The following is a 22,602-nucleotide window of genomic DNA, read 5'->3' on the forward strand; positions in this document are numbered from 1 at the left end:
GGCGTGCCGCCACGCTGCCCGGCCGCAGGCTCCCCGGTGACAACCATCCGCCGCACCGTTTCAGGGAGCTGGATCGCATATGCGTACCAACACCACGGCGAAGCACAGGCATCCGCACGACGACGCACCGAGGACCGCCGCCGCCTTCGAACGGCTCGCGGCACTGCCCGAAGGCCCCGAACGGGACGCGCTGCGCCAGGAACTCGTCCGCGCCTGGCTGCCCATGTCCGAGCGGCTCGCCGGACGCTTCCGCAACCGCGGCGAGGCCCTTGAGGACCTCCGCCAGGTCGCGGCCCTCGGCCTGGTCAAGGCCGTCGACCGCTACGACCCCAGCCGCGGCGCCGCGTTCGAGAGCTACGCCGTGCCCACCATCACCGGCGAGATCAAACGGCACTTCCGCGACCACATGTGGACGCTCCATGTGCCGCGCCGCGTACAGGACTTGAGGGGACGGGTGCGCGCGGCGACGCAGGAGCTCGCCGCGAGCGCGGACGGACAGCGGCCGAGCGTGGCGGACCTCGTCGCGCACACCGGGATGACCGAAGAGGAGATCAGGGCCGGACTCGAGGCCATCGACAGCTTCAGCGCCCTGTCCCTCGACGCCGAACTCCCCGGCGGCGAGGACGGTTACAGCCTGAGCGACTCGCTCGGAAGCGCCGACCCGGCCCTCGACACCGTCGTCGACCGCGAGTCCGTCAAGCGCGGGCTGCGCTGCCTGCCCGAGCGCGAACGCAAGATCCTCTACATGCGGTTCTTCCGCGACATGACCCAGAGCCGGATAGCCGAGGACCTCGGCATCTCACAGATGCACGTGTCCCGGCTCCTCACGCGCTGCTGCACCCGTCTGCGGGACCAGGCCCTGCGGGACCCGCACGACGATCAGCGGCGGCCGGTCCGCCCGTCTCATCGCTCCGCGCGGGACGGGGCCGAGGCGGGCGAGCGTCCGGAGGGGAAGGCGAAGGCGAAGCTGAGGGCCGCGGCGCCCCCGGCGAAGGGGGCGTCACGGCCGCGCAGGACTCCTCGGGCGGATCAACTGACGTGCACGGACCGGAATTTGCCGTCCCGTCAGGAATATCGGGAGCCGGACGCCGCATAGCGAGTGCGATATGACGGGCCATCACGTCCATCGCCCGCCCCTCCGCCATGGAGAAGGGGCGGGACGACCCCGTGCGGAACAGGGTGAGCACCCCCGTCACCGGCCCCGGCGCCCCCAGCGGCACACACATCAGGGACGACACCTCCGCACGGGCGAGCACCGGGGTCCCCGAGGGATCGTGCCCGAAGCCGTCGGCGTCCTCGGGCTGGACCTGGAGAGCCCCGTTCCCGGCCCGCGCCGCCTCCACGACCAACGGACAGCTTGCCGGGTCCTGCCCGGCCACCGCGTGCAGCAGCGGAGCTGCCGCCGGACCCGAAGGGCCAAGCACCACCGCACGGCGCAGCCCGCCCTCGATCAGATCGCACACGATCCAGTCCGCGAACCGGCCGCACAGCACGCGCGCGGCCCCGCCAAGCACCAACCCCCGTTCTCCAGGCGCAAGTTGCAACAGTGTGGAGGCCATGAGGTCGATCACGTCCACGAGTTCGGCGTGCCGGGTCGACTCGGCCAGATCAGGGAGCTCCAGCGGCGGGGGAGCGGCCGCCGAGCCGCGCGCACTGCCCGCCTGGAACACCACGAGCACCGCCGACTGCGGCTCGTCCGGCGGCCGCAACGCCGTCAACGTCGCCAACAGGGGCTCCTCGGGCCGCTGTTGCAGCCGCACGGTGAGACCCCGGTCGCCCTCGCCGCGGGCCACCGCCGCGGCCTGCGAGCGGAACGCCGCCCGGTCGCCCGGGGTGAGCAGCGCGGCGAGCGGCCGCCCCGTGGCATACCCCGCACGGACGCCGGTCAGGCCGGTCGCCGCGAAGTTCAGACGGCGTACCACCGTCTCCCGGTCCACCAGCGCCACCGGCAACGGCAACCGCTGGAACAGAGCCTTCAACAGCTGCCGCTCCTGCCGCTCCACCGCTGAAGGGGTCCCGGCTGCGGCCATGATCCGCTCGTAGCGCGGCCACAACTGCTCGGCCACATGCTGGAGTTCGAAGAGCGCCGCGTCCAGCACCGTCGACCGTTCCCCGGCCGGGCGAGCGCGCGCGGTGCGCAGCTCGCCCACCCGTCTGACGAAATCCGCCAGTTCCTCGCCGAAGTCGTCCTCCGTCTGCGTCATGGGAGAAAGCTAACCCCCCGCGCCGGTGCCCGGGGCCCACCGTTTCGGGCCCCGCGGGCCGGGAAACCGCAGCATGAGGAGGTCTTCGCGATGCTGACCGAGCCGGAACACCAGGAACCCGAGACCATCAGCACCGCCCGACGGCTCTCCCTGCTCGCCGAACAGTCCATGCGCTGCGCGCCAGCCTGCTGCGGGGCCGTCGCCACCCTCTCTGACAGCGGGCCCGAACCCCGGGTCACCGCCACCCACCCCGACCTCGCGCCGCTCGCCTCCGTCCAGCTCGCCTGCGGCGACGGGCCGATACCGAGCGCGCTCAGCGCGGGCGAACCCGTGGACAGCGAGGACCTGTTGACGGAGGACCGCTGGCCCGGCTACCGCGCCCTGGCCCTCGAATCGGGCGTACGCTCCTGCGTCACCCTCCCCTTCTGCCGGTCCGGCATCGAGGTCACGGTCAGCCTGTACAGCTTCCGCCCCGGCTCACTGGCCCCCCTCGTCCGCGGCCCGGTGGGCGCCCTGGCCCAGGAGACCACCACCGCCCTGATCCGCGACCGCCGCTACCGCGCGGCCCTCGCCGAAGTCGAACAACTGGAGACGGCGCTGCGCTCGCGCCCGGTCATCGACCAGGCCAGCGGCATCGTCATGCACGTCCTGGCCTGCGAGGCCGACCAGGCCTTCGCCATCCTGCGCACCGTCTCCCAGCGCACCAACCGCAAACTCGCCGATGTCGCCGAAGCCGTCGTCCGCACCAAGGGCCGCGGCCTGGAAGCAGAACTCTCGGCGCTGGCGGCACCGGCCGACTGACCCCCGCCGGACGCCCGCCACCCGCACAAGCGGCGCCCCGCGCCAAACCTCCGTATAAAGGCATGAAAGGCATGGCTCGCGAAAGGCATGGCTCGCGCCGGACGGGGCCAAGGAGGGAACGGCATGCAGGGGACGGCCGCCGAAGGGCGCGGGCCGGTGCGCTACGGCCCACCCGCCCCGGGCCCGGGGCTGCCCGTACTCCCGGAACTCGCCGCCGCGCTCGCCGCCGGAGCCGAGCGCACCGAACCCGAGCCGCCCGGCGGCGGTCCCGAACTGCGCCGGGCGGCCCGCGACCACTGGCGCCGACGCGGACTGCCCACCACCCCGGACCGGATCGTCGCCGCCCCCGGCGCCCAGCCCCTCCTGACCGCCCTGCTCGGCGCGTACGGCGGTGACGTCCTCATGCCCCGACCGTGCCCGGCGTGGTGGACCCCGCAGGCCAGGCTGCTCGGCCGGGCCGCCTACCACGTGCCCACCCCGGCCGAGTGCGGCGGCGTACCCGATCCGTACGCCCTGCTCGAAACGGTTCGCCGGGTACGGGCCGAGGGCGGCGAACCCCGACTCCTGCTGCTCTGTGTCGCCGACGACCCGACCGCCACCGTGGCGCCGCCCGAGACGGTACGGGAGGCCTGCGAGGCGGCCGTGGACGAGGGGCTGCACATCATCAGCGACGAAACCTGGCGCGACACCGTCCACCGCCCGCACGACACGGTGCCGCTCAGCCCCGCCGAGATGTGCCCCGAGGACGTGACCGTCCTGTGCGACCTCGGCGGCGCGTTCACCCCGCCCGGCTGGCCCGCGGCCATCGCCCGCTTCCCCGACACCGAGGCCGCCGCCCCGCGCCGGGCCCGCACCCTTGACCTCCTCGCCGCGCTCGGCGCGGTCGTGGCCGCGCCCATCGCCACGGCCGCCACCCTCGCCCTCACCGAACCGGTCCCCGTCGTCGACCGCATGCGCCGGGCCGCGGCCCTGCACGCCCGCGTCGCGGCCGCGGCCCACCACGCCGTACTCGACGCGGGCGCCCTGGCCAGGCCTCCCGAGGCCGGACGCCATCTCTACGTCGACCTCGGCCCGTTCCGCACCGCTCTCGCCGCACGCGGCGTCACCGACTCGATGGAACTGGAGGACTACCTGACGGCCCGCCTCGCCGCCCCCGCCCCCGGCGGCCACCGCTTCGACGACGACCTCGGCGCCCTGCGTGCCCGCCTGTCCACCGCCCCCCTGCTCGGCTCGACCGAAGACCAGCGCAGAGAATCCCTGGCGGCCCCCGACCCCCTGCAACTCCCGCACGTACGCGAGGCGTTGAGCCGATTCGGGGAGGTGCTTGGGGGGTTGGGGTGAGGGGGGTGCTGGGCGCGGGGGCCCACTGGGCGGGAGGGCGCGTGAGAGAGCGCTCTCGCGCGTCGGGACTGGGGTTCGGGTGTGGCGTCGGCGGAGGTCGAGAGCGCTCTCCGGGCCGTGGTCCGGGAGTGGGGTTCTCGGGGCGGGGGAGGCCGAGGACGTGTGAGAGCGCTCTCGCACGCTGGCTCGGATCGCAGCCCCCGGAGCCCCCGAACGCCGAGAGCGCTCTCAGTCGCCCCGGAGCCCTCAGCCCACCCGCCCTCCGCGAGCCAACAGCGTCACCCGCCCCCGGCCCCGTCACCCGCGCCCGCGGCGGCCACCCGTCCGCGCCGTGCCCGTCGCATCCTTCGCCAGCCCGCGGGGGCGCCGCTGATCAGGAGGGTCAGGACGACGGCCGCCACCACGCCCTTCCACGGCTCGTCGAAGAGCGAGCCGCCGAGGATGCCGATCAGGCCGTACGCGCCCGCCCACGCGAGGCAGGCGGGGATGTCGCCGCGGACGAAGGTCCGCAGCGGCATCTCGCCGAGCAGGCAGGCCAGCATCACCGGGATCCGCCCGGCCGGCACCAGGCGGGACAGGACCAGGACGACCACCCCGTGGTCGTTCAGCTTGCGGCGGGCCTGGTCCAGGTGGTCCGGCGCGGCCCGGCCCCGCAGCGCCGCCAGCCAGCGGGAGCCGTTCCTGGAGCGCACCCCGCGCTGCCCGAGCCAGTACAGCGCGACGTCGCCGAGGAACGCGGCCAGCGCGCCCACCCCGAACACCAGCAGCAGCGAGAACCAGGCGGTCTGGTGGAAGGCCACCACCGCGGCCGTCGACACCAGCGCCCCCGTGGGCACCACCGGAACCAGCGCCCCGAGCACGACCAGAACGAACAGCGTCGGGTAGCCGACCGCCTGCTGGGTCGACTCCGGGGTCACCGTGGCGGCCAGGGCGAGCATCCCTCCCGCGCTCATGGCGTGGCCTCCAGACGTACGCTCTCGCCGTGGCCGAGCCGGTGCACCGTCGCCTTCGGCGCGAGCCTCGCCGCCTGGCGTACGAACTCGTCGCCGGGCGCGTGGAACTCGTGCGGCCGCACCGCGTCCATGCCGACCGGCCAGTACGTGCCGTAGTGCACGGGCACCGCCGAGAGCGCTCCCAAGGAGGCCAGCGCCTCGGCCGCGCGTCCCGCGTCGAGATGGCCCTGCCCCAGGCGGGGGCCCCAGCCGCCCACCGGGAGCAGCGCCACGTCCACCGGTCCGACGGCCTCCGCCATGCCCGCGAACAAGCCGGTGTCCCCGGCGAAGTAGGTGCGCGCCCCGCCCTCGACGACGTAGCCGAGCGCGGGGGAGCGGTGCGGTCCCACCGGCAGCCTGCGTCCGTCGTGCCGGGCGGGCACGGCCCGTACCCGCAGCGTGCCGATGCCGACGGAGTCGCCGGGCCGCACCTCGGTCACCGGCAGGCCGAGCCGAGCGAGCCCCGGCACCGAACGCGTCGCCCCGGCCGGAACGATCAGCCGAGTGCCGGGCGCGAGCCGCGCCAGCGAGGGCAGGTGCAGATGGTCGGCGTGCAGATGGGAGACGAGCGCCGCGTCGGCCACGGCGGCCTCCGGCGGCGGCACGTCGCCCTGGCGCCGCCGCAGATGCGCGAGGCGCCGCGCGAAGAGCGGATCGGTCACCAGACGCGTCCCGGACTCCTCGATCGTGCAGGTGGCATGACCCCACCAGGTGACCTCCACCGGCACGAAATCCTCTCCTCCGCTCGACGACGGTTGATGACGAGCCTAAATCTCCGCGCGCGCAAAGCACTGCAGTAGGGGTAGTCACCCCGGCACCAGAGGGGAGGCGTGCCGTGACCATGCACCGCGAGCAGTGTCCGCGCTGCGGAGGGGTCCTGGCGGTGAGCCAGGACGGCTGGAAGATCTGCCACTCCTGCGGCTGCTCCTCGCCGCCGTGATGGGGGAGTAGGGTCGGCCCCGACAGCTCACCCAGGGGGACGGCGATGGACGACGGCGTACGTGTGGCGGCGATCGCCAGTCTGACCCCGCTGGAAGAACTCGATCTCGATCCCTTTCTGGTGGACACCCGCAGCCAGCACGAGATGTGTGCGAAGTGGGCGGCGGGCCGGGGCTACGTAGTCACCAGGCAGTTGCTTTTCTACGGTCTGCGTCCGGACCACGTCGGCCTCTGGGCGGACGTCGACGCGGGCCTCGTCGACGTGTTCGTCGCCCCCAACGAGCGTGTGCTGGCACGGGCGTTGACGTCGGTGCCGGAGTTCTCCGCCGAGTGCGAACGGCGCGGGGTGCGCCTGGAGACGGCCGGGCTCGACGAGCCCGCCTACGACGCCACCAAGAAGGCCCACATCCACCGCCGCCTCTCGATGCCCACCGCCGGATACGACGGCTGCTGACCCCCGCCGCGTCGGAGCCCGCGAGCTCCCGCCGAACGGCACGCCGCGGCCGCTTTCCCCCCTTATGGCAGGGTGGGAAGGAACGGGCGAGGTGAGAGGCGGGCGGCGTGGGGCGATGGCGGACGACGGGCAGCGCCCTGCTGCGGGTGATCGTCGTGTGGGTCGTCTCGACGCTCACCATGATGGTGCTCGCCGGGATCCTGCCCGACTTCAAGCTCACCTCCGACAACGGCGACAGCATCACCCGGGTCGCGCTGACCGCGGCCTGGGGCGCGGGCGCGTTCGGCCTGCTCAGCGCGCTGGTCTGGCCGCTCGTGGTGCGGGCTTTCCTGCTGGTGCCCGCCCTCGTGCTCGGCCTGCTCGTGTTCTTCCTCAACGGCTCGCTGCTCCTGATCGCGCTCCGGCTGATCCCCACCGGCCGGGGCGCCGCCGAGCCCGAGACCGCGGTGATCGTCGCCGCCGTGATGTCGGCGGTGGCGTCGGCGACCTCGGCCGCGCTCGCGGTACGCGACGACGACGCCTACCGGCGCCGGCTGTCCCGCCTCGCCGACCGCCGCAGACGCAGACACGGCGACGGCCCGGTGCCGCGACCGCCCGGCATCGTCTTCATCCAGCTCGACGGCGTCGGCGAACAGGTCCTGCGCCGCGCCGTCGACGCGGGCCTCATGCCGACCGTCGCGACCTGGCTCAAGGGCACCCACCGGCTCACACCCTGGCGCACCGACTGGTCGAGCCAGACCGGCGCGAGCCAGCTCGGCATCCTGCACGGCTCCACCTTCGACGTGCCCGCCTTCCGCTGGTACGAGAAGGAACGCGGCGAGGTGATGGTCTCCAACCGGCCCGCCTCCGCCGTCGAACTCCAGCGCCGGGCCGTCGAGCGCACCGGCGACGGCGGACTGCTCACCGTCGACGGAGCCAGCCGGGGCAACCTGTTCTCCGGCGGCGCCGACCAGGTCGCGCTGGTCCTGACGGCGGCCGCCCGGCGCGGCCGCCGCAACCGCTCTCGCGCCGGATACTTCGCCTACTTCTCCGACCCCGCCAACGCCGTGCGCACCGCGGGCTCGTTCGTCGCCGAGGTCGCCCGGGAGATCGCCCAGTCGAGCAGGGCCAGATTCGCCGGCGCCTCGCCGCGCATCAAACGCGGCGGCCTCTACCCGCTCATCCGCGCCTTCGCGACGGTCGTCGAACGGGACGTGGTCGTCGCCGCCGTCATGGGCGACATGCTCGCCGGACGCACCGCCGTCTACGCCGACCTGGTCGCCTACGACGAGGTCGCCCACCACTCAGGGCCATGCGGCCGGGACACCGACCAGGTCCTCAGGCGCCTGGACCGCTCCCTCGCCCTGATCGCCGGCGCCGCCTCGCACGCCCCCCGCCCCTACCGCATCGTGCTCCTCTCCGACCACGGACAGAGCCCCGGCGAGACCTTTGAGAGCGCTTTCGGACTCACCCTCAAGGACCTCGTGCGGGCCGGCTGCGGATTGCCCGTGCCGCGCCGGGCCCGCCGCACCCGCAGCGGAGCGGAAGCCAGGTACGCGGTACGGGTCGCGCTGCACCGGCCGGTCGAGGAGGGGGAGGAACGCGCGCCCGTGCCGCAGTCGGACCCGGTCGTGCTGGCCTCGGGCAACCTCGGCCTGATCTCCTTCCCCGACACCGAGGGCCGCCTGACCCGCGAGCACATCGACCGCCGCCACCCGGCGCTGCTCGCCACCCTCGCCAACCATCCCGGCATCGGTTTCCTCCTCGTACGCAGCCAGGAGCACGGAGCGGTGGTCCTCGGCCGGGGCGGCAGCGAGGTCCCGCTGCACCAACTCGCCGACGGGCAGGGGCCGTTGGAAGGGTTCGGGCGCGGCGCGGCCGACTCCGTGCGGCGCACGGACAGCTTCCCGCACACCGCCGACATCATGGTCAACTCGATGTACGACCCCGCCACCGGGCAGGTGCACGCCTTCGAGGAGCAGATCGGCTCGCACGGCGGGCTCGGCGGCGAGCAGTCCCACCCCTTCCTGCTCTCCCCGCTCGACCTGAGCGAACCGGTGCCGGACGGCGGCGAACTGGTCGGCGCGGAGCAGGTGCACCACGTCCTGCGACGCTGGCTGCGCGAAGCCCGGGGACCGCAGGTCACAGTGGGTGCCGGGGCATCGGCCGGGGTGGAGAATTCGCCGTCAACACACCGACCGGAAGGACCTTTTCCGGTTGTCGGCCTCGCCTCGCAGGACAAAACCAACTGATTTGGTGCGGTGCCTCACGTACCCGACCATGGTCAGGTTTGTCCCGTACGAGAGGCGCCCCCACCCACCATGACCACGCACGAAACCCAGAGCAAGCACGCCCGGCAATTCGGCCTGCCGATCGCGACCGCTCTGGTCATGGGCAACATCATCGGCGGCGGGATCTTCCTGCTGCCCGCCTCCGTCGCGCCCTTCGGCACGATCAGCCTGGTCGCGTTCGCCGTCCTCACGGCCGGTGCGATCACGCTCGCCCTGGTCTTCGGCCGACTCGCCGAGAGGCACCCGCAGACCGGCGGCCCATACGTCTATGCCCGCGAGGCCTTCGGCGACTTCGCCGGGTTCCTCGCTGCCTGGTCCTACTGGATCACCACCTGGGTCTCGAACGCCGCCCTCGCGGTCGCCGCAGTCGGCTACCTCGACGTGCTCATACCCGTCCACCAGTCCAAGGCGGCGACGATCACGGCCGCCCTGCTGCTCCAGTGGCTCCCGGCGCTCGCCAACCTCGCGGGCACCCGGTACGTCGGAGCGGTCCAACTCCTCGCCACGGTCCTGAAGTTCGCCCCGCTGCTCCTGGTCGCCGTGGGCGGCCTCTTCTTCTTCGACCCCGCCAACCTCGGCCCCTTCCAGAGCGGCGGGCAGTCCGGGCTCGGCGCGATATCCGCCTCCGCGGCGATCCTGCTCTTCAGCTACCTCGGCGTCGAGTCCGCCGCCGTCAGCGCGGGCGAGGTCCGCGACCCGCGCCGCAATGTCGGCCGCGCCACCATCCTCGGCACCCTGGGCGCCGCCGTCATCTACCTCCTGGGCACGCTCTCCGTCTTCGGAACGGTCCCGCACGACAAGCTCGTCGGCTCCACCGCGCCCTTCACCGACGCCGTGAACTCCATGTTCGGCGGCTCCTGGGGCGGCACCGCGGTGGCCCTCGCCGCCCTCGTCTCCATGGTCGGCGCCCTCAACGGCTGGACCCTGCTGAGCGCCCAGACCCCGTACGCCGCCGCCAAGGACGGCCTCTTCCCGCAGGTGTTCGGGAAGAGGAAGCGCGGCGTCCCGACCGTGGGCGTGCTGGTCACCGCCGTCCTCGCCTCGCTCCTGACGGTCTACAACTACACGGCGGGCTCCAAGGGCGTCTTCGAGATCCTGGTCCTGGTGACCACCTTCACGGCCACCGTGCCCTACCTTTTGTCGACCGCCGCCCAGATCTACTTCCTCGCCTCCGGCCAGGGAGAGCGCGTTCACCGCTCGCGACTGGTCCGCGACAGCGTCCTGGCCGTGCTCGCCTTCGGCTTCTCGATGTGGCTGGTGGCGGGCTCCGGGTACGAAGCCGTCTACCAGGGCGTGCTGTTCCTGTTCGCGGGCGTCCTCGTGTACGCGTGGATGGCGGCCCGCAAGCAGCACGCCCAGGAGCGGACCGCCGCCTGACGTGTTGTTCGCCACGCCCGCGTGCCGTGCGAGCGGTGCGCGGGCGTCACGGGCCGGGCCATTTCGGACGTACCGCCAGGAGCGGGTTGCGTACGAGTGGATCATGTGTGGTGGGATGAGCCGATGCGAACCCCCACACGCATGCACCCCCGTTACCGCAACCCCTATGACGAACTCGCCGCTCTGGCCGACCCCGAGCCCGACCCCCACCCGGGCGACGAACCCTGGACCGGGCCCGCGCACGCCCCGGGGGCGATACCGGAAGGGACCGCGCCACACGATGCGGCGGACACCCTGACCGGCCCGCTCATCCCGCTCCGCGCCGTGGGCACCGAGCCCGAGGACGACTTCTTCTCGGCCCCGCCCGACCACCGCCGACCGGGCAACGGCCGCCGCGGCCGCAGGCGCCGCCGAAGCCCGTTCGCCGCCCTGCCCCGCGTGGCGAAGCTGCTGTCCGCCCTCGCGTTGTGCGCCGGATTCCTCGTCCTCGCGGACCGCTGCGCGGCCATGTACGCGGAGAAGAAGGCGCAGAAAGCGCTCCAGAACGACCTCCACCTCGCCGCCGCGCCCCAGGTCGACATCCACGGCTTCCCCTTCCTCACCCAGGTCCTGGACAAGCGCCTGGAGCGCGTGGACGTCACCGTGCCGCACGTGCCCGCCGACCGGGTGTCGCTCGCGCAGGTACGGGCCAGTGCCCGCGACATCCGGATGACGGGCGATCTGCCGAGCGACATCCGCGGCGCGGTCATCGGCGACCTCGACGGCGAGATCACGCTCTCCTTCGACGACATGAACCGCGAACTCGCCGCGTCCCAGGTCAAGTTCAGCCGTCGCGGCGACAACACGGTGGGCGCCGACGGCAAGTTGACCATCGCGGGTCAGGAACTGCGCGTCAGCGCGGAGGCCCAGCTGCGGCTCGTCGGCGACCAGGGCCTGTCCACCGACATCGACGGCATGAGCCTCGACATGCCCGGCATCGCCACCTACCGCCCGGGCCGGGACAGGGGCCTGACGCTGCACCGCGAGACCGCCGAACTCATCAGCCGGGACACGGCGCGGGTCAAGGCCCTCCTCGCGGTACCGGCCGTCGTGGAGCGGCTCGGCGTGCCGCAACAGGACGTCGACCTGGCGCTGCGCAACGAGGCGAAACTCCACGCGCTGGTGGGGACGCCCCAGTTCCTCGACCAGCTGATGCACGTCAACCTCGTCGACGTGGTGGTGGACCACCCCTGGCTTCTGTCGAAGGTCGGCATCGATCCGAAACTGATCACCGACCTGCTCGCGATGCGCCCCCCTGAGCTGTCCGACCGCCTCTCGTTCTCGTTCACCCTGCCCAAGGAGGCACAGGACCTGCGCCTGCGCGGCGTACGCGTCGAGAAGGACGGCATCGTGGCGACCGTCTCCGGCATGAAGCTCGCGGTGGGCAAGGACCACTAGCCCGACCGGGCCGCACGGGGACGAATGCCCCCGGGGCCCGGCCCTGAGCCGCTGGGAGGCGGGCCGGACCGGGCCCGGTCGCGTCTGGGGGTGCGAACCTCCGCGAATGCGCGGATGCTGGGTGTGCCAGCATCCGCAAGGAGGCAGATATGTCGATGCTCGACAAGCTCAAGGGCATGCTCAAGGGTCACGAGGACACCGCACGGCAGGGAGTCGAGAAGGCCGGCGACGCGTTCGACGCGAAGACCGGGAACAAGTACCAGAGCCAGGTCGACATGGCTCAGCAGCGGCTCAACGAGCAGCTGGGCTCCGACAAGCCGCAGGGCCCCCCGCCGCAGAGCTAGACCCCGCACGGGCGTGACCACGACTCCGCCCTCGCCGGTCCCAGCGACCGCCGTCGAGGGCGGGTCCGTGGTGTACGGGACGGACTCCGGGCCTCACACCACGACCCCGGATCCGACGGCGACTGAACCGTTGAGGCTCCGAGGGCCTGCGTCGTCGGGGCCAGTACCTCAGGCACCGGGGTTGGTGCCTCAGGGGTGGGACACAGCGTGAGCCCATCTTCCGCGCGGCGGAACCGTTGAGGCTCCGAGCGCCTGCGTTCCCCGGGGCTGGTACCTCGGGCACCGGGGCCAGTACCTCGGCATGCGGCACGGCGTGAGGCCATCCGCCGAGGGCCCGCCGCCGTCGTAGCCGGAATCGCGAGGCTCGACGCGTGGTGTGAGCCGATCAGCCAAAGAGACCGGCGAGTCGGGACGCACTGGGACTGCCAAGGCGCAGGGGGACTGCCAGGACGCACTGGGACTGCAATGACGCACCGGCACTGCCAAGAGGAGTCACCCGGTCGAGCGGATCTGCCGGAGATCGCGGCACGTCACGGGGCCGGAGGGGCAGAGCTGTCGTCGTGCCGTCCGCCTCCCTCGCCGCCCTGCGCCGCACCCTCATGGTGCTGCTGGTGCTCGGTGTGCTGTTCGGGGCGGCGCCCGAGACGCAGGCCTGCGAGGGGCGGACGGTGGACACGGCCGCGATGTCGGTCATGCCGGAGCCGTCGAGCGAGAGCCCGCCGGACGCGGCCGAAGCGGTGCTCCCCGTACAGTCGGACCGCTGCGCACGACCCCTGCGCCCGTCAATCTCCGGCGAGCCACGACCGGCATCGGCGCCCTCTCCTTCCGCTCCGTACGACCACGCCCGCCGGCCCACCCGGGCGACGGGGGTGCGCTGCGTGGTGCTGCGCTGCTGACCGTTCCGCGAGGAACCAGGTCGGTCAGCCAACTCCCTTACGCAGCAAGGTGGTTCAGTCATGCCCATCGATCCCTTCGCGGCGCTCAACGCGATGATCCGAGCCGACGCCGCCCGCGTCCGGCCCACCGGAACCGGCACTCCCGAACAAGCGACGAACCCGAGCGAGAGCAGCGAGGGCGAGGACGGGCGCCCGCCGCAGGAGCGTCGGCACCAAGACCGCAGGCGGGATCGCCGCTAGTCCCGGGGGCCGAGCGGGGCCGGCGCGTGAGAGCGCTCTCGCGAGGCTGAGGAATCGGTCTTGAGAGTGGCCCCATGGGCCGGTGAGGACGGGACCGGAGGGGGCGCTCGCGGAGCTGGTGCGAACGCACCCCAGGAGGGCGCGCAAGGAGGAAGCGGGATGGGTGCCTGAGAGCGCTCTCAGGCACCCATCCCGCCATGCGCCCACCTCGGGCACCCCCCCGGCCCTGCGGGGCGCCTCAACCCCGGCGGACCCGGGCAGCCACCTCAACTCCAACCCCATCCGTCCGACGGACCGTCTCACCCCGTACCCCGCGGCCGCCTCAACCCCACCCCGCGAGCCCCGCCTCACCCCGTCGCGGCGGCCTCACTCCGAACTCGCACCTGCTTCCCGCCGCACCTCATGCGCTCGCCCCGCGGGCGAGTTCGAGTGCGTACTCGGGCCACCAGCGTCCCGCTCCCGGACCGCCGCGGCAGGCGCCGTCCGACTCTCCAGGTCGCTTGATCCACAGGTAGGCGTCGATCAGCGGGTCCCCGGTGGTCGCCGTGGGCGGGATGCCGAGGGCCCGGCCGGGCGGGTTGCACCAGGAGTCGGTGCCGGAGTAGGGCCCGTTGCCGTTGCGGCTGGTGTCGACGACGAAGTGCTTGCCGCCGAGCGCGGCCGAGAGCCGGTGTCCGTACTCGGCGCTGGCCGCGTTCGTCTGGAACGCGGAGACGTTGAGCGAGAACCCGTCGGCCTGGTCCACCCGCGCCTCCCGCAGTGGGCCCGTCAGGGTCGACTGGTCGCTGATCCAGCCGGAGTGGCCGGCGTCGAGGTACACCTTCGTCGCGGGCCCGCGCTTCAACTGGCCCACGGCGTAGGCGAGAAGTGAGAGCCGCTCTTCTGTCGGAGCGCTCTCACACCCGCTCACCAGCTGGGCGACCGCGTCCGGCTCGACGATCACGACGGCCGGGTGCTCGCCGATGCCGCGTGCGAAGGCGTCGACCCACACGCGGTAGGCGTCCGCGTCCTCGGCGCCCCCCTGCGATTCGCCGTCGCAGTCGCGGTGGGGAATGTTGTACGCCACGAGGACCGGGACCCGCCCGGCGAGCGCGGCGGCGCCGGTCAGGCTCCGCACCGACTGCTCGACCCCCTCGGCCCGCGGCCACTCCGCCTGCGGCCGCAGCGAGATCCGCTCGATCAGCGCGGCGTCCGCGGTCCGGCCGGTGCGGCGCCACTCGGCGGCCTGCGTGGCGGCCGATGACACCGGGTTCACCCAGTAGGGGCCGGGATACGGATCGTCGGGCGTTGCCCGCGGGGCGGCGAATCCGAGCGAGAGCGTGGCGACGAGCGCCGCCAGGCCGCGGAGGACAAGGGAGCGTGACCTGCGGGACATGGGACTCCAGGGATGCCGAACCCACCACATGCGGAGATCTTGGCATCCCGACCCCGCTCCGCCCCTAGATCCTGGGCCGTACGGAGGAACGGCCGGGCACGTCGGCCGCCGCCTCCCGGAGCGGGTTGGCACCGCCCCACCCCGCGCGCCTGGACGTGACGTCGGCGGGCCCCGCCCGCTGGGCCACGCTCGGCCTGCCCGCTCTGCCCGCTCTGCCCGCTCTGCGTGTGGAAGCGGCGCCGGTGCGGGGCTCGCCCGCTGGGTCGGGCTCAGCCCGCCGCGCGTACATGGAGGTGGCCGTCCCTCGGGTAGGGCGGTTGGGCGGGAAGGATCCGGTCGAAGCGGTAGCCGGTCTTCTCCGCGACGCGGCATGAGGCGAGGTTGTCCACCTGGTGGATCAGTTCCAGGCGGCTCAGCCCGTCGGTCGCGAAGGCGTCGAAGGCCCACGCTGAGAGCGCTTCCAGGGCGCGGGGGGCCACGCCCCGGCCCCGGGCGCGGGGCATCGTCCAGTAGCCGACCTCGGCGACCTCCCGCCCGCCTCCGGCGTTCCGCTTCAACACGACGTTCCCCATCAGCTTTCCCTCCGCGAGGCCGGGTTGTTCCTCGCAGACCGCGAAGCCGATCCGCGTGCCGTTCTCCCGGCCCTGCCGTTCCACGTCGAGCCACCGTCGTGCCTCCTGCGGGCTGTCGATCGGCCTGCTCGTCCAGCGGGCTATCGCCGGGTCGGCGTACGCCTCGACGACCCACTCAACGTCGTCCGCCCGCCAGGGACGCAACACCAGCCCGCCGGACTCCGCCGTCGCCGCCACCCGCAGATTCACCGTCATCAATGCCCCCTCAACACACCTGGTCCCGCCGTTGCCTTGGCGCCGATCAAGAGTACGGAAGTGATGGTGAAGGTTCCCCGGCCGGTGCGGCGTCGCCCAAGGGAGGAGCAGCGATCGGTAGTTGGAAGACGTTCAGCCGCCCGCCAGCAGCTCCGTGATGGCCCGCTCGGTCCAGCGGTCTGTCGCGCCCGGACAGGCCGCCAGGTAGGCCGCCACCTCACGCAGGCCCCAATGGCGCGTCTCCAGCAGGCCCTTGGCCAGGTGGCCGAGGTAGGCGGCCGAGGGTGCCAGACCCGTGACCTCGTGGAGGCGCCAGGGTGCGGTGAAGGTGAGGACGGGCCGTCCCTCGCGCCGCCCCGCACAGACGAGGGTTTCGTACCGGCCTTCGCCCAGGACGGCCCTCCCCGTGCTCAGCACCTCGCCGAGGTCGAGGTCGGTGCCGGGCTCCCGGTACATCTCCTGCGCCGCGATGTCGGCGAACTGGCCCGCCGAGACCAGGTGCGCCCGGGCGAACACGCGCCCGTCCGCTCCGGGATCGTAGAAGGCCCGGCCGCCTCCCCACACCGAGGAGCGGGTCGCGAAGTAGAGCGCCCCGCGCAGTTCGACGGGCACGGACACGGCAGGCGGGCGCCGGTCCCGGCACCCCGGGTACGACCTCGCCGCGCCGGGCGGCCGCCCGCCTTCGATGTAGTGGGCGAGCCGGTCGAGATGCATGTTGGAGCCGTACGAGGCATACCAGATCATCCCGTCCCCGCCCTCGTCGCCGGGCCCCGCTGCCCCCACGCTCTCACCTCTCGCCTTCGCCCCCGCCCGCCCATTACCTCCGCGGTAATCGCCCCCTGCGCCCCCTCCCGGCAGAGTGGAGGACATCGGGACCCGGGCGGCGCACTCCGGTCGGGACCCGGGTTTCTGACCAGGCAGGACGTACTTCACGGAGGCTGATTCCCATGTCCGACAACCGCTACGAGACCGCCGTCGCCCGCTACTTCGCCGCCTGGAACGCCGACTCGGCCGAGGATATCGCCAAGGCCGTGGCGGCGGCCTGGACCGAGGGCGGGTCCTACACCGACCCGCTCGCCCAGGTCGCCGGACACGAAGGAGTGGCCGCCGTGATAGCCGGGGCGCACGCCCAGTTCCCGGGGTTCGAGTTCCGCCCGCTCGGCCCCGTCGACGGCAACCACGACATCGCCCGCTTCGGCTGGGAGCTGGTGTCGGTCGCCGACGGGTCCGCCCCCGTCGCCGGGTTCGATGTGATCACCCTCGCCGAGGACGGCCGGATCCGCTCCGTCGCCGGGTTCCTGGACCGCGTCCCGCCTACGGCATGAGCGACTGAAGGTACTTCGCCGTCTCCGGGTCGGCCGGCAGGAAGGTCTCGATGGCCAGCTCGGAGACGGTGACGTCCATCGGGGTGTTGAACGTGGCGATGGTCGATATGAAGGACAGGACCGTCCCCGCGTGCTCGATGCGCAGCGGCAGCGCGAAGGGGAAGGCCCGGTGGACTTTCGCGTCGCCCGGATCCTCCCGGCCGGACGGCACGGGGTGGGCGGCGACCTCGTCGTACAGCTCGCGCAGGGTGTCGCTGCGCAGCAGGGCGATCTGCCGTTCCATCTGTTCGAGGAGGTGACCGCGCCACTGGGGGAGGTTGCGGATGCGCGGGGCGAGGCCCTCGGGGTGGAGGGTGAGCCGCATCGCGTTGACCGGCGGCGTGAGCAGATGCCCCGCCACGCCTTCGAGCAGCATCTCGATCCCGCGGTTCGCGGCGAGCACCGTGTACGTCGCGTCCACCATCAGCGCCGGATAGGGGTCGTAGGCCTGGAGCAGCCGCTCCATGCCCTCGCGCAGCGAGCTCATCGACGGGTCGTCGAGCGGGGTCTGCGCGTAGTGCGGGGCGTAACCGGCCGCCAGCAGCAGGGCGTTGCGTTCGCGCACCGGCACGTCCAGGTGCTCGGCGAGGCGCAGGATCATCTCCTCGCTCGGCCGGGACCTGCCGGTCTCGATGAAGCTGATGTGCCGGGCCGACGAGTCGGCGCGCAGCGCGAGCTCCAGCTGGCTGATCCGGCGCTGCTCGCGCCAGCCGCGCAGCATCGGCCCTACTCCCGTGTCGAGTGCGGCAGTTGTCATAGCTCAGACATTAACCCGCTCCACTGACAACGCCTGCGGCTGTCCCGCCCCGCGCCCCGCCCGGCGCCGGAGCAGCGCGCCCGCGAGGACCGCGCCCGCCGCGACCGCGTACGCCGTCGTCGGTACGGGGAAGTCGGGCGCCGCCGGGGCCGTCACATAGGAGGCGGCGCCCGCGGCGGCCACGGTGAGCCATTCCCACCGCCCGTCCAGCGCCACCAGGGCGACCAGGAGCAGGGCGTACCAGGAGTAGCCGGGGGTGAGCAGCAGGAAGGACGTGCCGAGCAGCAACAGGGGGCCGGACCAGGGCCGTTCGGCCCTGCCGCGCCACAGGACGTGTCCGGTGACGGCGAGCAGGACGGCGGCGGTCACCGGCAGGGACCAGCTGTCGGGCAGCACCAGCCGAAGCAGCGCGAACCGGCCCCGCGTGGACGGGTCGTCGTACCCCTCCTCCTGGGTGTAGCCGCTGAGGTAGCCGAAGACCGAGGAGTGGGAGGTGAGGGCGTACGGCAGATAGGAGAGCGCGATCACCCCGGTCGTGGAGAGCAGGACGGTGACCGGGCGCCGTCGCAGTGCGGCGGGCAGGACGACGGCGGGCAGCAGTTTCACCGCGATGCCCGCGCCGATCAGCGCCCCGCCCGCCGCGGCGCGCAGCCGCCCGATCGCGTGACGGCCCGGGCCGTGCCCGAGGGTCAGCGCGCCGAGCCCCGCGACCGTCAACAGCACGGCCAGGACGTCGACATGGGCGTTGTTGACCGCCTCCAGGGGAACGGCCGGGCACCACGCCCAGTACGCGGCGCCCGACACGGAGCCCGGCGCCCCGTCCGGGCCGCGCCGCCGCAGCATCCGCAGCAGTGCGAGCGTGGTGCCCACCGCACAGAGCGCGCCCCCGATCTGCAGCGGCTCGAGTCGCGCGGAGCCGGGTGAGATCTCGTGCACCAGCAGGTAGGAGGCCTCGGCGACCGGCGGGTAGATGGTGTGCACGGTCGGCCGGTTGATGCGGGTGCAGCCGCCGTCGACGGGGGCGTGGTCGGGCAGCGCGCACTGGGCCGGGTCCGTCGGGAACAGCCAGCGGTCGCGCAGCCCCGCCAGCTCGCGGTCGGCCGGCGCATGGTCGTAGGGGGAGATCCCGGCCGCCTGCACCCGGCCGTCCCAGGCGTAGCGGTAGGCGTCCGTGCTGGTGCGCGGGGGAGCGAGGAGGCCGGTCGCGGCGACGGCGACCGAGCCCGCGACGATCAGGGCGGCCCGGTGGCGGGCCGGTACCGTGCGCAGCGACCAGGCGGCCGCCGCGAACAGCAGCCAGGCCGCCGCGTACCACCAGGAGAGCGCGCCCGGGGCGCCGGCGTAGTCGTCGCGGCGCACGGTCAGGGCGAGGACGGCGGTGAGCGCGGTGAGCAGAGCGGCGGTGCGTACGACAGGTCCATGGGTCACCCCGCGAGCCTCGCAGCCGCGGGCCGCTCCGGACGGCAGGACGCCCCCGCCGTCCGCGAACCGTAAGGTTCGGCCGGGCGTGCGGGGGCGCACCGGGCGCGGGGCTACCGCGTCACCGGATTACTGCCAGCCGCCGTAGGGTGGGTCAGCAGTTCCAGCCAGTGACCTGACGGATCGGGGAAATACACCCCACGGCCGCCGTCGTTGTGATTGATCTCGTTGGGCTGTTTCCGGTGCGGATCCGCGAAGTACGGAAGCTCCAGTTCCGTGATCTTCTGGAAAGCCGCGTCGAACTCTTCCTCGGACACCAGGAACGCGTAATGCTGCGGTGCGATATCGGTGCCCTCGGGGACCGTGGCGAAGTCGAGAGTGACTCCGTTGCTGGTCACCACAGGTACGAACGGTCCCCATTCCTTGCCGACCTCAAGGCCGAGCACATGACCCAGGAATTCGGCGGAGACCCGGTTGTCACGGGATCCAATGATCGTGTGATTCAACTGCACTGACACGGTGGAATGCCTCCAAAAGGCATCTCACAGCACCTCCATGTCTCACCCGGCCGGTGACCGACACGCGATGCTGCCCGAAGATCGTAACCATAGGCCCGCGTCCCTGTCACGGTATTGATTGCGTCATCGCATTCCCGCTCCGGGCCGGGGCGTTCGCGAACCGTAAGGTGTCGGACCGCCCGGAAACGGGTCCGGCCGGTGTGGGATGGAGCCATGAAGCCACGACTTCCCGCAGTGCGCCCGCCTGCCTTCCGGGGCAGGCTGCACGACGCGCGTACGGCGACCTCGATCGGCCGCTGGCTGGGTGTCGCGATCGCGGTCTGCTTCGGCACCGGACTGATCAGCCACTACCTCCAGCACCAGCCAGGATGGCTGGTGGACGTCTTGCCCAGCAGGCCCGTCTGGGGGTATCGGCTCACCCAAGGCCTGCACGTGGCCACCGGCATCGCCGCGATCCCGCTGCTGCTCGCCAAGTTGTGGGCGGTGTACCCGAAACTGTTCGCCTGGCCGCCGCTGCGTTCCGTACGCCACGCCCTGGAGAGGATCTCCGTCGCGGTCCTCGTCGCGGGCGCGATGTTCGAACTGCTCACCGGGCTCCTGAACACCGTGCAGTGGTATCCATGGCCGTTCTCCTTCGTGCCGGTCCACTTCGCGGTCGCCTGGCTGCTCGCAGGTGCCCTGCTGTTGCATCTGGCCGTCAAATACCCGGAGATCAAGGCCCATTGGGGCCGCCGATCGCCCGGCACGCTCGTGCTTCCCGCAGCCGACGGGCCCGACCGGCGCTCCCTGCTGACCGGCGTGACCGCCGCCGTCGGCGCGGTCACCCTGACCACCGTCGGCCAGGCCTTCACCCCCTTGAAGGCCTTCGACGTCCTCGCGCCCCGCCACCCCGACCACGGCCCGCAGGGACTCCCGGTCAACCGCACCGCCGCGACCGCGGGAGTCGGCCAAGTCGACTCCTCCGCCTACCGGTTGACGGTCGCGGGCCCCCGCCCCTACACGCTCACCCTCGACGAACTGGCCGCGCTCACCCAGCACGAGTCCGTGCTGCCCATCGCCTGCGTCGAAGGCTGGAGCAAGTCCGCGCACTGGACGGGGGTGCGCATGAGCGACCTGCTGCGCCGGGCCGGCGCCCCGCCGGACGCGCGGGTGCGGGTGATCTCCCTGGAGAAGTACGGCTCGTACCGCGTGATGGAGATGGGCCGCGCGTACGCCCACGACCCGCTGACCCTGCTCGCCCTCCGGCTCAACGGGCAGATCCTGACCCCCGACCACGGCTACCCCGCCCGCGTCATCGCGCCGAACCGCCCCGGCGTGCTCCAGACGAAGTGGGTCACCCGCCTGGAGGTGCTGTGATGCGCACCCTGCTCGGCGCCTCGGGGCTCGCCCTGATGGCCCTCGGCGCGCTGCTCGTCTGGGACCAGACCACCCACTGGGACGTCCTGATCTGGCTGGCCGGAGCCATCGTCCTGCACGACGCGGTGATCGCCCCGCTGGTCCTCGCCACCGGCCTGCTCCTCGGCGGCCTGAAGATGCGCGGCCTGCTCCGCGCCACCCTGATGACCATGGGCTGCCTGACCCTGATCGCGCTCCCGGTGCTCCTGCGCCCCCTCCCGACCGCCAACCCGTCCGTGCTGCCGCTGGACTACGTACGGGGCCTGCTCGTCTCCCTCGCGGTGGTGGCCGCGCTCTCGGGCCTGATCGGCGTGGGGCGATGGGCCCGGGGAAGGAGGCGCGGACCGGACGCCCCGGAGAGCTGACGGCTGAAGACGCGAGCGCGGAGGATTCCGCGTCCTGCGCCAGGCCGTTCTGGGCGCCGCGCGAGGGCGGGGTCAGTCCGTGCTCTCGGCCGCCCGCATCGGTTCCGCCATCTCCCACACGCTCTGGAACGCCAGCCGCAGGCAGGCCGCGAGCGCCGGGTGCTCGATGTACAGGGCGGTCGTCGAGCCGGTTCCGGCCACCGGATCCGGCATGTCGCACAGCACCAACGAGGCGTCCGCGATGACTAGTTTGAGCGGCAGCCGGTGCGTGAAGCGCGCCTCCTCGCCCGCCTCGGTGAAGCGCCGCACGTTCTCCAGGACCTCTGCGTCGGCCAGCGCGTCATGCGTGTACACCGCCCGCACCGTGCCCTTGGCCCGCCGCAGCCGCCGGGTCGCCTTGATCCCGCTCGTGTTGGCTGCCGGGGCCACGAACGGGGGCATGCAGAACGAGAGCAGCTCGGTGTCGGCCTGCTCCTGGATGTCCGCGAAGCGCTCGGCGATCTGCCGCTGGTCGCGCAGCACCTCGATGTAGTCGAGCGGATCGGTGTGCGCCCGCCCGTCCGTCCAGAGCGGCAGCAGCAGCGACGTCAGTCCCGTCGACACCTTCTCCAGCCGTTCGAGGGACTCTCTCTGACGGTTCATCAGCCGCGTGACGGCGAGTTCGGGGGCGACCGCCGTGAACGTGGCGACACGCCCCCGGTGGGCCACCGCGAGCTGCGCGCGGACCAGCCCGTCGAGGACGTCGTAGATGCGCTGCCGCGGTACCTCGGCCTCCCGCGCCACCTGCGCCGCCGTGTAGGAGTCGCGCCGGACGAGAGCGAGGTAGACCCGTGCCTCGTAGCGGGAGAGGCCGAGCTCGACGAGGTCGTTGACCGACCCCTCATCCGGCTCCATGCGTGTCCCCGTCCCGCTCCATGTGCGTCCTCCTCGGCTCTGCTGCACGCCACCGTATACACGTACACCCGGCTCTGAGCAGCCCTGTGATCCTTTGGGAATTCCGCAGGCGCCGCGATCGGAGATCCATCCCATTTCGAGGGCAAGGCTTTGCCTGGGGCTTGCCAAAGGCTGTTGTCGACCCCGGTGGCCGTCGCTACCTTCAACCGTGCCACCACCTGAGCGGGTGGCAGTTTTCGCGAGGTGTCACTGTCATGCACTGATCAGAAATAGCCGCACGCGCTGATCACCTGCATCCCCATACCGACAACACGGCGCACCCGAACCGCCGGGCGCCCAGCACCCGCACCGCCGATCACATCGCACACGGCACGCGTACCGCTGACCGCCCAG

The 22,602-nt window shown here is 72.6% G+C and carries 22 protein-coding genes and 1 pseudogene; 13 read left to right on the forward strand and 10 right to left on the reverse strand.

Features of this window, described 5'->3' with window-relative positions; all coding sequences use genetic code 11:
• Nucleotides 1-79 precede the first annotated feature (79 nt).
• Nucleotides 80-868: pseudogene (locus AC07F3_RS01430) on the forward strand (RNA polymerase sigma factor SigF); the annotation flags it as partial.
• Here the strand turns inward: AC07F3_RS01430 and AC07F3_RS01435 are convergent.
• Nucleotides 825-2,204, reverse strand: a complete 1,380-nt coding sequence (locus AC07F3_RS01435; protein ID WP_479109323.1) for a PAS domain-containing protein — start codon at nucleotides 2,202-2,204, stop codon at nucleotides 825-827. The pseudogene AC07F3_RS01430 and the gene AC07F3_RS01435 overlap by 44 nt on opposite strands.
• 90 nt (nucleotides 2,205-2,294) lie before the next feature.
• Between AC07F3_RS01435 and AC07F3_RS01440 the strand changes: the two genes are divergently transcribed.
• Both AC07F3_RS01440 and AC07F3_RS01445 read left to right on the forward strand, forming a co-directional pair.
• A complete protein-coding gene (locus AC07F3_RS01440) occupies nucleotides 2,295-3,005 on the forward strand; it encodes an ANTAR domain-containing response regulator (protein ID WP_479109325.1) in 711 nt (236 codons plus the stop codon).
• 123 nt (nucleotides 3,006-3,128) lie between these two features.
• Nucleotides 3,129-4,346: an aminotransferase class I/II-fold pyridoxal phosphate-dependent enzyme gene (locus AC07F3_RS01445; RefSeq protein WP_479109327.1), complete on the forward strand. Its 1,218-nt coding sequence runs from the start codon at nucleotides 3,129-3,131 to the stop codon at nucleotides 4,344-4,346.
• Nucleotides 4,347-4,624: 278 nt separating this feature from the next.
• Here the strand turns inward: AC07F3_RS01445 and AC07F3_RS01450 are convergent, their stop codons facing one another.
• Nucleotides 4,625-5,299, reverse strand: coding sequence for a DedA family protein (locus AC07F3_RS01450; protein WP_479109329.1), 675 nt, complete (start codon nucleotides 5,297-5,299; stop codon nucleotides 4,625-4,627).
• Nucleotides 5,296-6,066, reverse strand: a complete 771-nt coding sequence (locus tag AC07F3_RS01455; RefSeq protein WP_479109331.1) for an MBL fold metallo-hydrolase — start codon at nucleotides 6,064-6,066, stop codon at nucleotides 5,296-5,298. The genes AC07F3_RS01450 and AC07F3_RS01455 overlap by 4 nt, the downstream gene beginning before the upstream one ends.
• Nucleotides 6,067-6,323: 257 nt before the next feature.
• Between AC07F3_RS01455 and AC07F3_RS01460 the strand changes: the two genes are divergently transcribed.
• The 7 genes from AC07F3_RS01460 to AC07F3_RS01490 all read left to right on the forward strand — a co-directional run bounded on the left by AC07F3_RS01460 (nucleotide 6,324) and on the right by AC07F3_RS01490 (nucleotide 13,295).
• Nucleotides 6,324-6,731, forward strand: coding sequence for a hypothetical protein (locus AC07F3_RS01460; RefSeq protein WP_479109333.1), 408 nt, complete (start codon nucleotides 6,324-6,326; stop codon nucleotides 6,729-6,731).
• A gap of 107 nt (nucleotides 6,732-6,838) precedes the next feature.
• Nucleotides 6,839-8,962, forward strand: a complete 2,124-nt coding sequence (locus AC07F3_RS01465; RefSeq protein WP_479109335.1) for a phage holin family protein — start codon at nucleotides 6,839-6,841, stop codon at nucleotides 8,960-8,962.
• A 69-nt stretch (nucleotides 8,963-9,031) separates the two neighbouring features.
• Nucleotides 9,032-10,378, forward strand: coding sequence for an amino acid permease (locus tag AC07F3_RS01470; RefSeq protein ID WP_479109337.1), 1,347 nt, complete (start codon nucleotides 9,032-9,034; stop codon nucleotides 10,376-10,378).
• A gap of 123 nt (nucleotides 10,379-10,501) precedes the next feature.
• Nucleotides 10,502-11,815 (forward strand): LmeA family phospholipid-binding protein, encoded by a 1,314-nt coding sequence (locus AC07F3_RS01475; RefSeq protein WP_479109339.1) that lies wholly within the window; start codon nucleotides 10,502-10,504, stop codon nucleotides 11,813-11,815.
• Nucleotides 11,816-11,964: 149 nt separating this feature from the next.
• Entirely contained in the window at nucleotides 11,965-12,159 is a 195-nt protein-coding gene (locus tag AC07F3_RS01480; protein WP_479109341.1) for an antitoxin, read from the forward strand.
• A 560-nt stretch (nucleotides 12,160-12,719) separates the two neighbouring features.
• Nucleotides 12,720-13,055, forward strand: a complete 336-nt coding sequence (locus AC07F3_RS01485) for a hypothetical protein (protein ID WP_479109342.1) — start codon at nucleotides 12,720-12,722, stop codon at nucleotides 13,053-13,055.
• Nucleotides 13,056-13,115: 60 nt separating this feature from the next.
• Nucleotides 13,116-13,295 carry a hypothetical protein gene (locus AC07F3_RS01490; protein ID WP_479109344.1) on the forward strand — a complete coding sequence of 60 codons (180 nt, stop codon included), beginning with the start codon at nucleotides 13,116-13,118 and terminating at the stop codon, nucleotides 13,293-13,295.
• A 400-nt stretch (nucleotides 13,296-13,695) separates the two neighbouring features.
• Here AC07F3_RS01490 and AC07F3_RS01495 read toward each other — a convergent pair whose 3' ends face one another.
• The 3 genes from AC07F3_RS01495 to AC07F3_RS01505 all read right to left on the reverse strand — a co-directional run bounded on the left by AC07F3_RS01495 (nucleotide 13,696) and on the right by AC07F3_RS01505 (nucleotide 16,241).
• Complete coding sequence (locus tag AC07F3_RS01495; protein WP_479109346.1) at nucleotides 13,696-14,670, reverse strand: glycoside hydrolase family 6 protein; 975 nt, start codon at nucleotides 14,668-14,670, stop codon at nucleotides 13,696-13,698.
• Nucleotides 14,671-14,939: 269 nt separating this feature from the next.
• On the reverse strand, nucleotides 14,940-15,497 hold the full coding sequence (locus tag AC07F3_RS01500) for a GNAT family N-acetyltransferase (protein WP_479109348.1): 558 nt from the start codon (nucleotides 15,495-15,497) through the stop codon (nucleotides 14,940-14,942).
• A 132-nt stretch (nucleotides 15,498-15,629) separates the two neighbouring features.
• Entirely contained in the window at nucleotides 15,630-16,241 is a 612-nt protein-coding gene (locus tag AC07F3_RS01505; protein ID WP_479110562.1) for a histone deacetylase, read from the reverse strand.
• A gap of 203 nt (nucleotides 16,242-16,444) precedes the next feature.
• Between AC07F3_RS01505 and AC07F3_RS01510 the strand changes: the two genes are divergently transcribed.
• Nucleotides 16,445-16,822 carry a nuclear transport factor 2 family protein gene (locus tag AC07F3_RS01510; protein ID WP_479109350.1) on the forward strand — a complete coding sequence of 126 codons (378 nt, stop codon included), beginning with the start codon at nucleotides 16,445-16,447 and terminating at the stop codon, nucleotides 16,820-16,822.
• Here AC07F3_RS01510 and AC07F3_RS01515 read toward each other — a convergent pair.
• The 3 genes from AC07F3_RS01515 to AC07F3_RS01525 form a co-directional block, all read right to left on the reverse strand.
• A complete protein-coding gene (locus tag AC07F3_RS01515; protein WP_479109352.1) occupies nucleotides 16,812-17,618 on the reverse strand; it encodes a helix-turn-helix domain-containing protein in 807 nt (268 codons plus the stop codon). The genes AC07F3_RS01510 and AC07F3_RS01515 overlap by 11 nt on opposite strands.
• A 3-nt stretch (nucleotides 17,619-17,621) precedes the next feature.
• Nucleotides 17,622-19,046 (reverse strand): glycosyltransferase 87 family protein, encoded by a 1,425-nt coding sequence (locus AC07F3_RS01520; RefSeq protein WP_479109354.1) that lies wholly within the window; start codon nucleotides 19,044-19,046, stop codon nucleotides 17,622-17,624.
• Nucleotides 19,047-19,150: 104 nt separating this feature from the next.
• Nucleotides 19,151-19,555, reverse strand: coding sequence for a VOC family protein (locus AC07F3_RS01525; protein ID WP_479109356.1), 405 nt, complete (start codon nucleotides 19,553-19,555; stop codon nucleotides 19,151-19,153).
• Between the two features lie 213 nt (nucleotides 19,556-19,768).
• Here AC07F3_RS01525 and AC07F3_RS01530 point away from each other — a divergent pair, with 213 nt between their 5' ends.
• Together AC07F3_RS01530 and AC07F3_RS01535 are read left to right on the forward strand one after the other, a co-directional pair.
• A complete protein-coding gene (locus AC07F3_RS01530) occupies nucleotides 19,769-20,911 on the forward strand; it encodes a molybdopterin-dependent oxidoreductase (RefSeq protein WP_479109358.1) in 1,143 nt (380 codons plus the stop codon).
• Nucleotides 20,911-21,315 carry a hypothetical protein gene (locus tag AC07F3_RS01535; protein ID WP_479109360.1) on the forward strand — a complete coding sequence of 135 codons (405 nt, stop codon included), beginning with the start codon at nucleotides 20,911-20,913 and terminating at the stop codon, nucleotides 21,313-21,315. Before AC07F3_RS01530 ends, AC07F3_RS01535 begins: the two co-directional genes overlap by 1 nt.
• Nucleotides 21,316-21,387: 72 nt before the next feature.
• Here AC07F3_RS01535 and AC07F3_RS01540 read toward each other — a convergent pair whose 3' ends face one another.
• Nucleotides 21,388-22,209, reverse strand: a complete 822-nt coding sequence (locus tag AC07F3_RS01540) for a TrmB family transcriptional regulator (RefSeq protein ID WP_479109362.1) — start codon at nucleotides 22,207-22,209, stop codon at nucleotides 21,388-21,390.
• Nucleotides 22,210-22,602 lie beyond the last annotated feature (393 nt).

Source organism: Streptomyces sp. NPDC045846 (assembly GCF_056431605.1).

What these genes read in the sequence shown, in the direction of transcription:
- AC07F3_RS01435 (WP_479109323.1), bottom strand. Translation starts at nt 2,204, where the DNA reads ATGACGCAGACGGAGGACGACTTCGGCGAGGAACTGGCGGATTTCGTC.
- AC07F3_RS01440 (WP_479109325.1), top strand. Translation starts at nt 2,295, where the DNA reads ATGCTGACCGAGCCGGAACACCAGGAACCCGAGACCATCAGCACCGCC.
- AC07F3_RS01445 (WP_479109327.1), top strand. Translation starts at nt 3,129, where the DNA reads ATGCAGGGGACGGCCGCCGAAGGGCGCGGGCCGGTGCGCTACGGCCCA.
- AC07F3_RS01450 (WP_479109329.1), bottom strand. Translation starts at nt 5,299, where the DNA reads ATGAGCGCGGGAGGGATGCTCGCCCTGGCCGCCACGGTGACCCCGGAG.
- AC07F3_RS01460 (WP_479109333.1), top strand. Translation starts at nt 6,324, where the DNA reads ATGGACGACGGCGTACGTGTGGCGGCGATCGCCAGTCTGACCCCGCTG.
- AC07F3_RS01470 (WP_479109337.1), top strand. Translation starts at nt 9,032, where the DNA reads ATGACCACGCACGAAACCCAGAGCAAGCACGCCCGGCAATTCGGCCTG.
- AC07F3_RS01475 (WP_479109339.1), top strand. Translation starts at nt 10,502, where the DNA reads ATGCGAACCCCCACACGCATGCACCCCCGTTACCGCAACCCCTATGAC.
- AC07F3_RS01480 (WP_479109341.1), top strand. Translation starts at nt 11,965, where the DNA reads ATGTCGATGCTCGACAAGCTCAAGGGCATGCTCAAGGGTCACGAGGAC.
- AC07F3_RS01490 (WP_479109344.1), top strand. Translation starts at nt 13,116, where the DNA reads ATGCCCATCGATCCCTTCGCGGCGCTCAACGCGATGATCCGAGCCGAC.
- AC07F3_RS01495 (WP_479109346.1), bottom strand. Translation starts at nt 14,670, where the DNA reads ATGTCCCGCAGGTCACGCTCCCTTGTCCTCCGCGGCCTGGCGGCGCTC.
- AC07F3_RS01500 (WP_479109348.1), bottom strand. Translation starts at nt 15,497, where the DNA reads ATGACGGTGAATCTGCGGGTGGCGGCGACGGCGGAGTCCGGCGGGCTG.
- AC07F3_RS01505 (WP_479110562.1), bottom strand. Translation starts at nt 16,241, where the DNA reads ATGATCTGGTATGCCTCGTACGGCTCCAACATGCATCTCGACCGGCTC.
- AC07F3_RS01510 (WP_479109350.1), top strand. Translation starts at nt 16,445, where the DNA reads ATGTCCGACAACCGCTACGAGACCGCCGTCGCCCGCTACTTCGCCGCC.
- AC07F3_RS01515 (WP_479109352.1), bottom strand. Translation starts at nt 17,618, where the DNA reads ATGACAACTGCCGCACTCGACACGGGAGTAGGGCCGATGCTGCGCGGC.
- AC07F3_RS01530 (WP_479109358.1), top strand. Translation starts at nt 19,769, where the DNA reads ATGAAGCCACGACTTCCCGCAGTGCGCCCGCCTGCCTTCCGGGGCAGG.
- AC07F3_RS01535 (WP_479109360.1), top strand. Translation starts at nt 20,911, where the DNA reads ATGCGCACCCTGCTCGGCGCCTCGGGGCTCGCCCTGATGGCCCTCGGC.
- AC07F3_RS01540 (WP_479109362.1), bottom strand. Translation starts at nt 22,209, where the DNA reads ATGGAGCCGGATGAGGGGTCGGTCAACGACCTCGTCGAGCTCGGCCTC.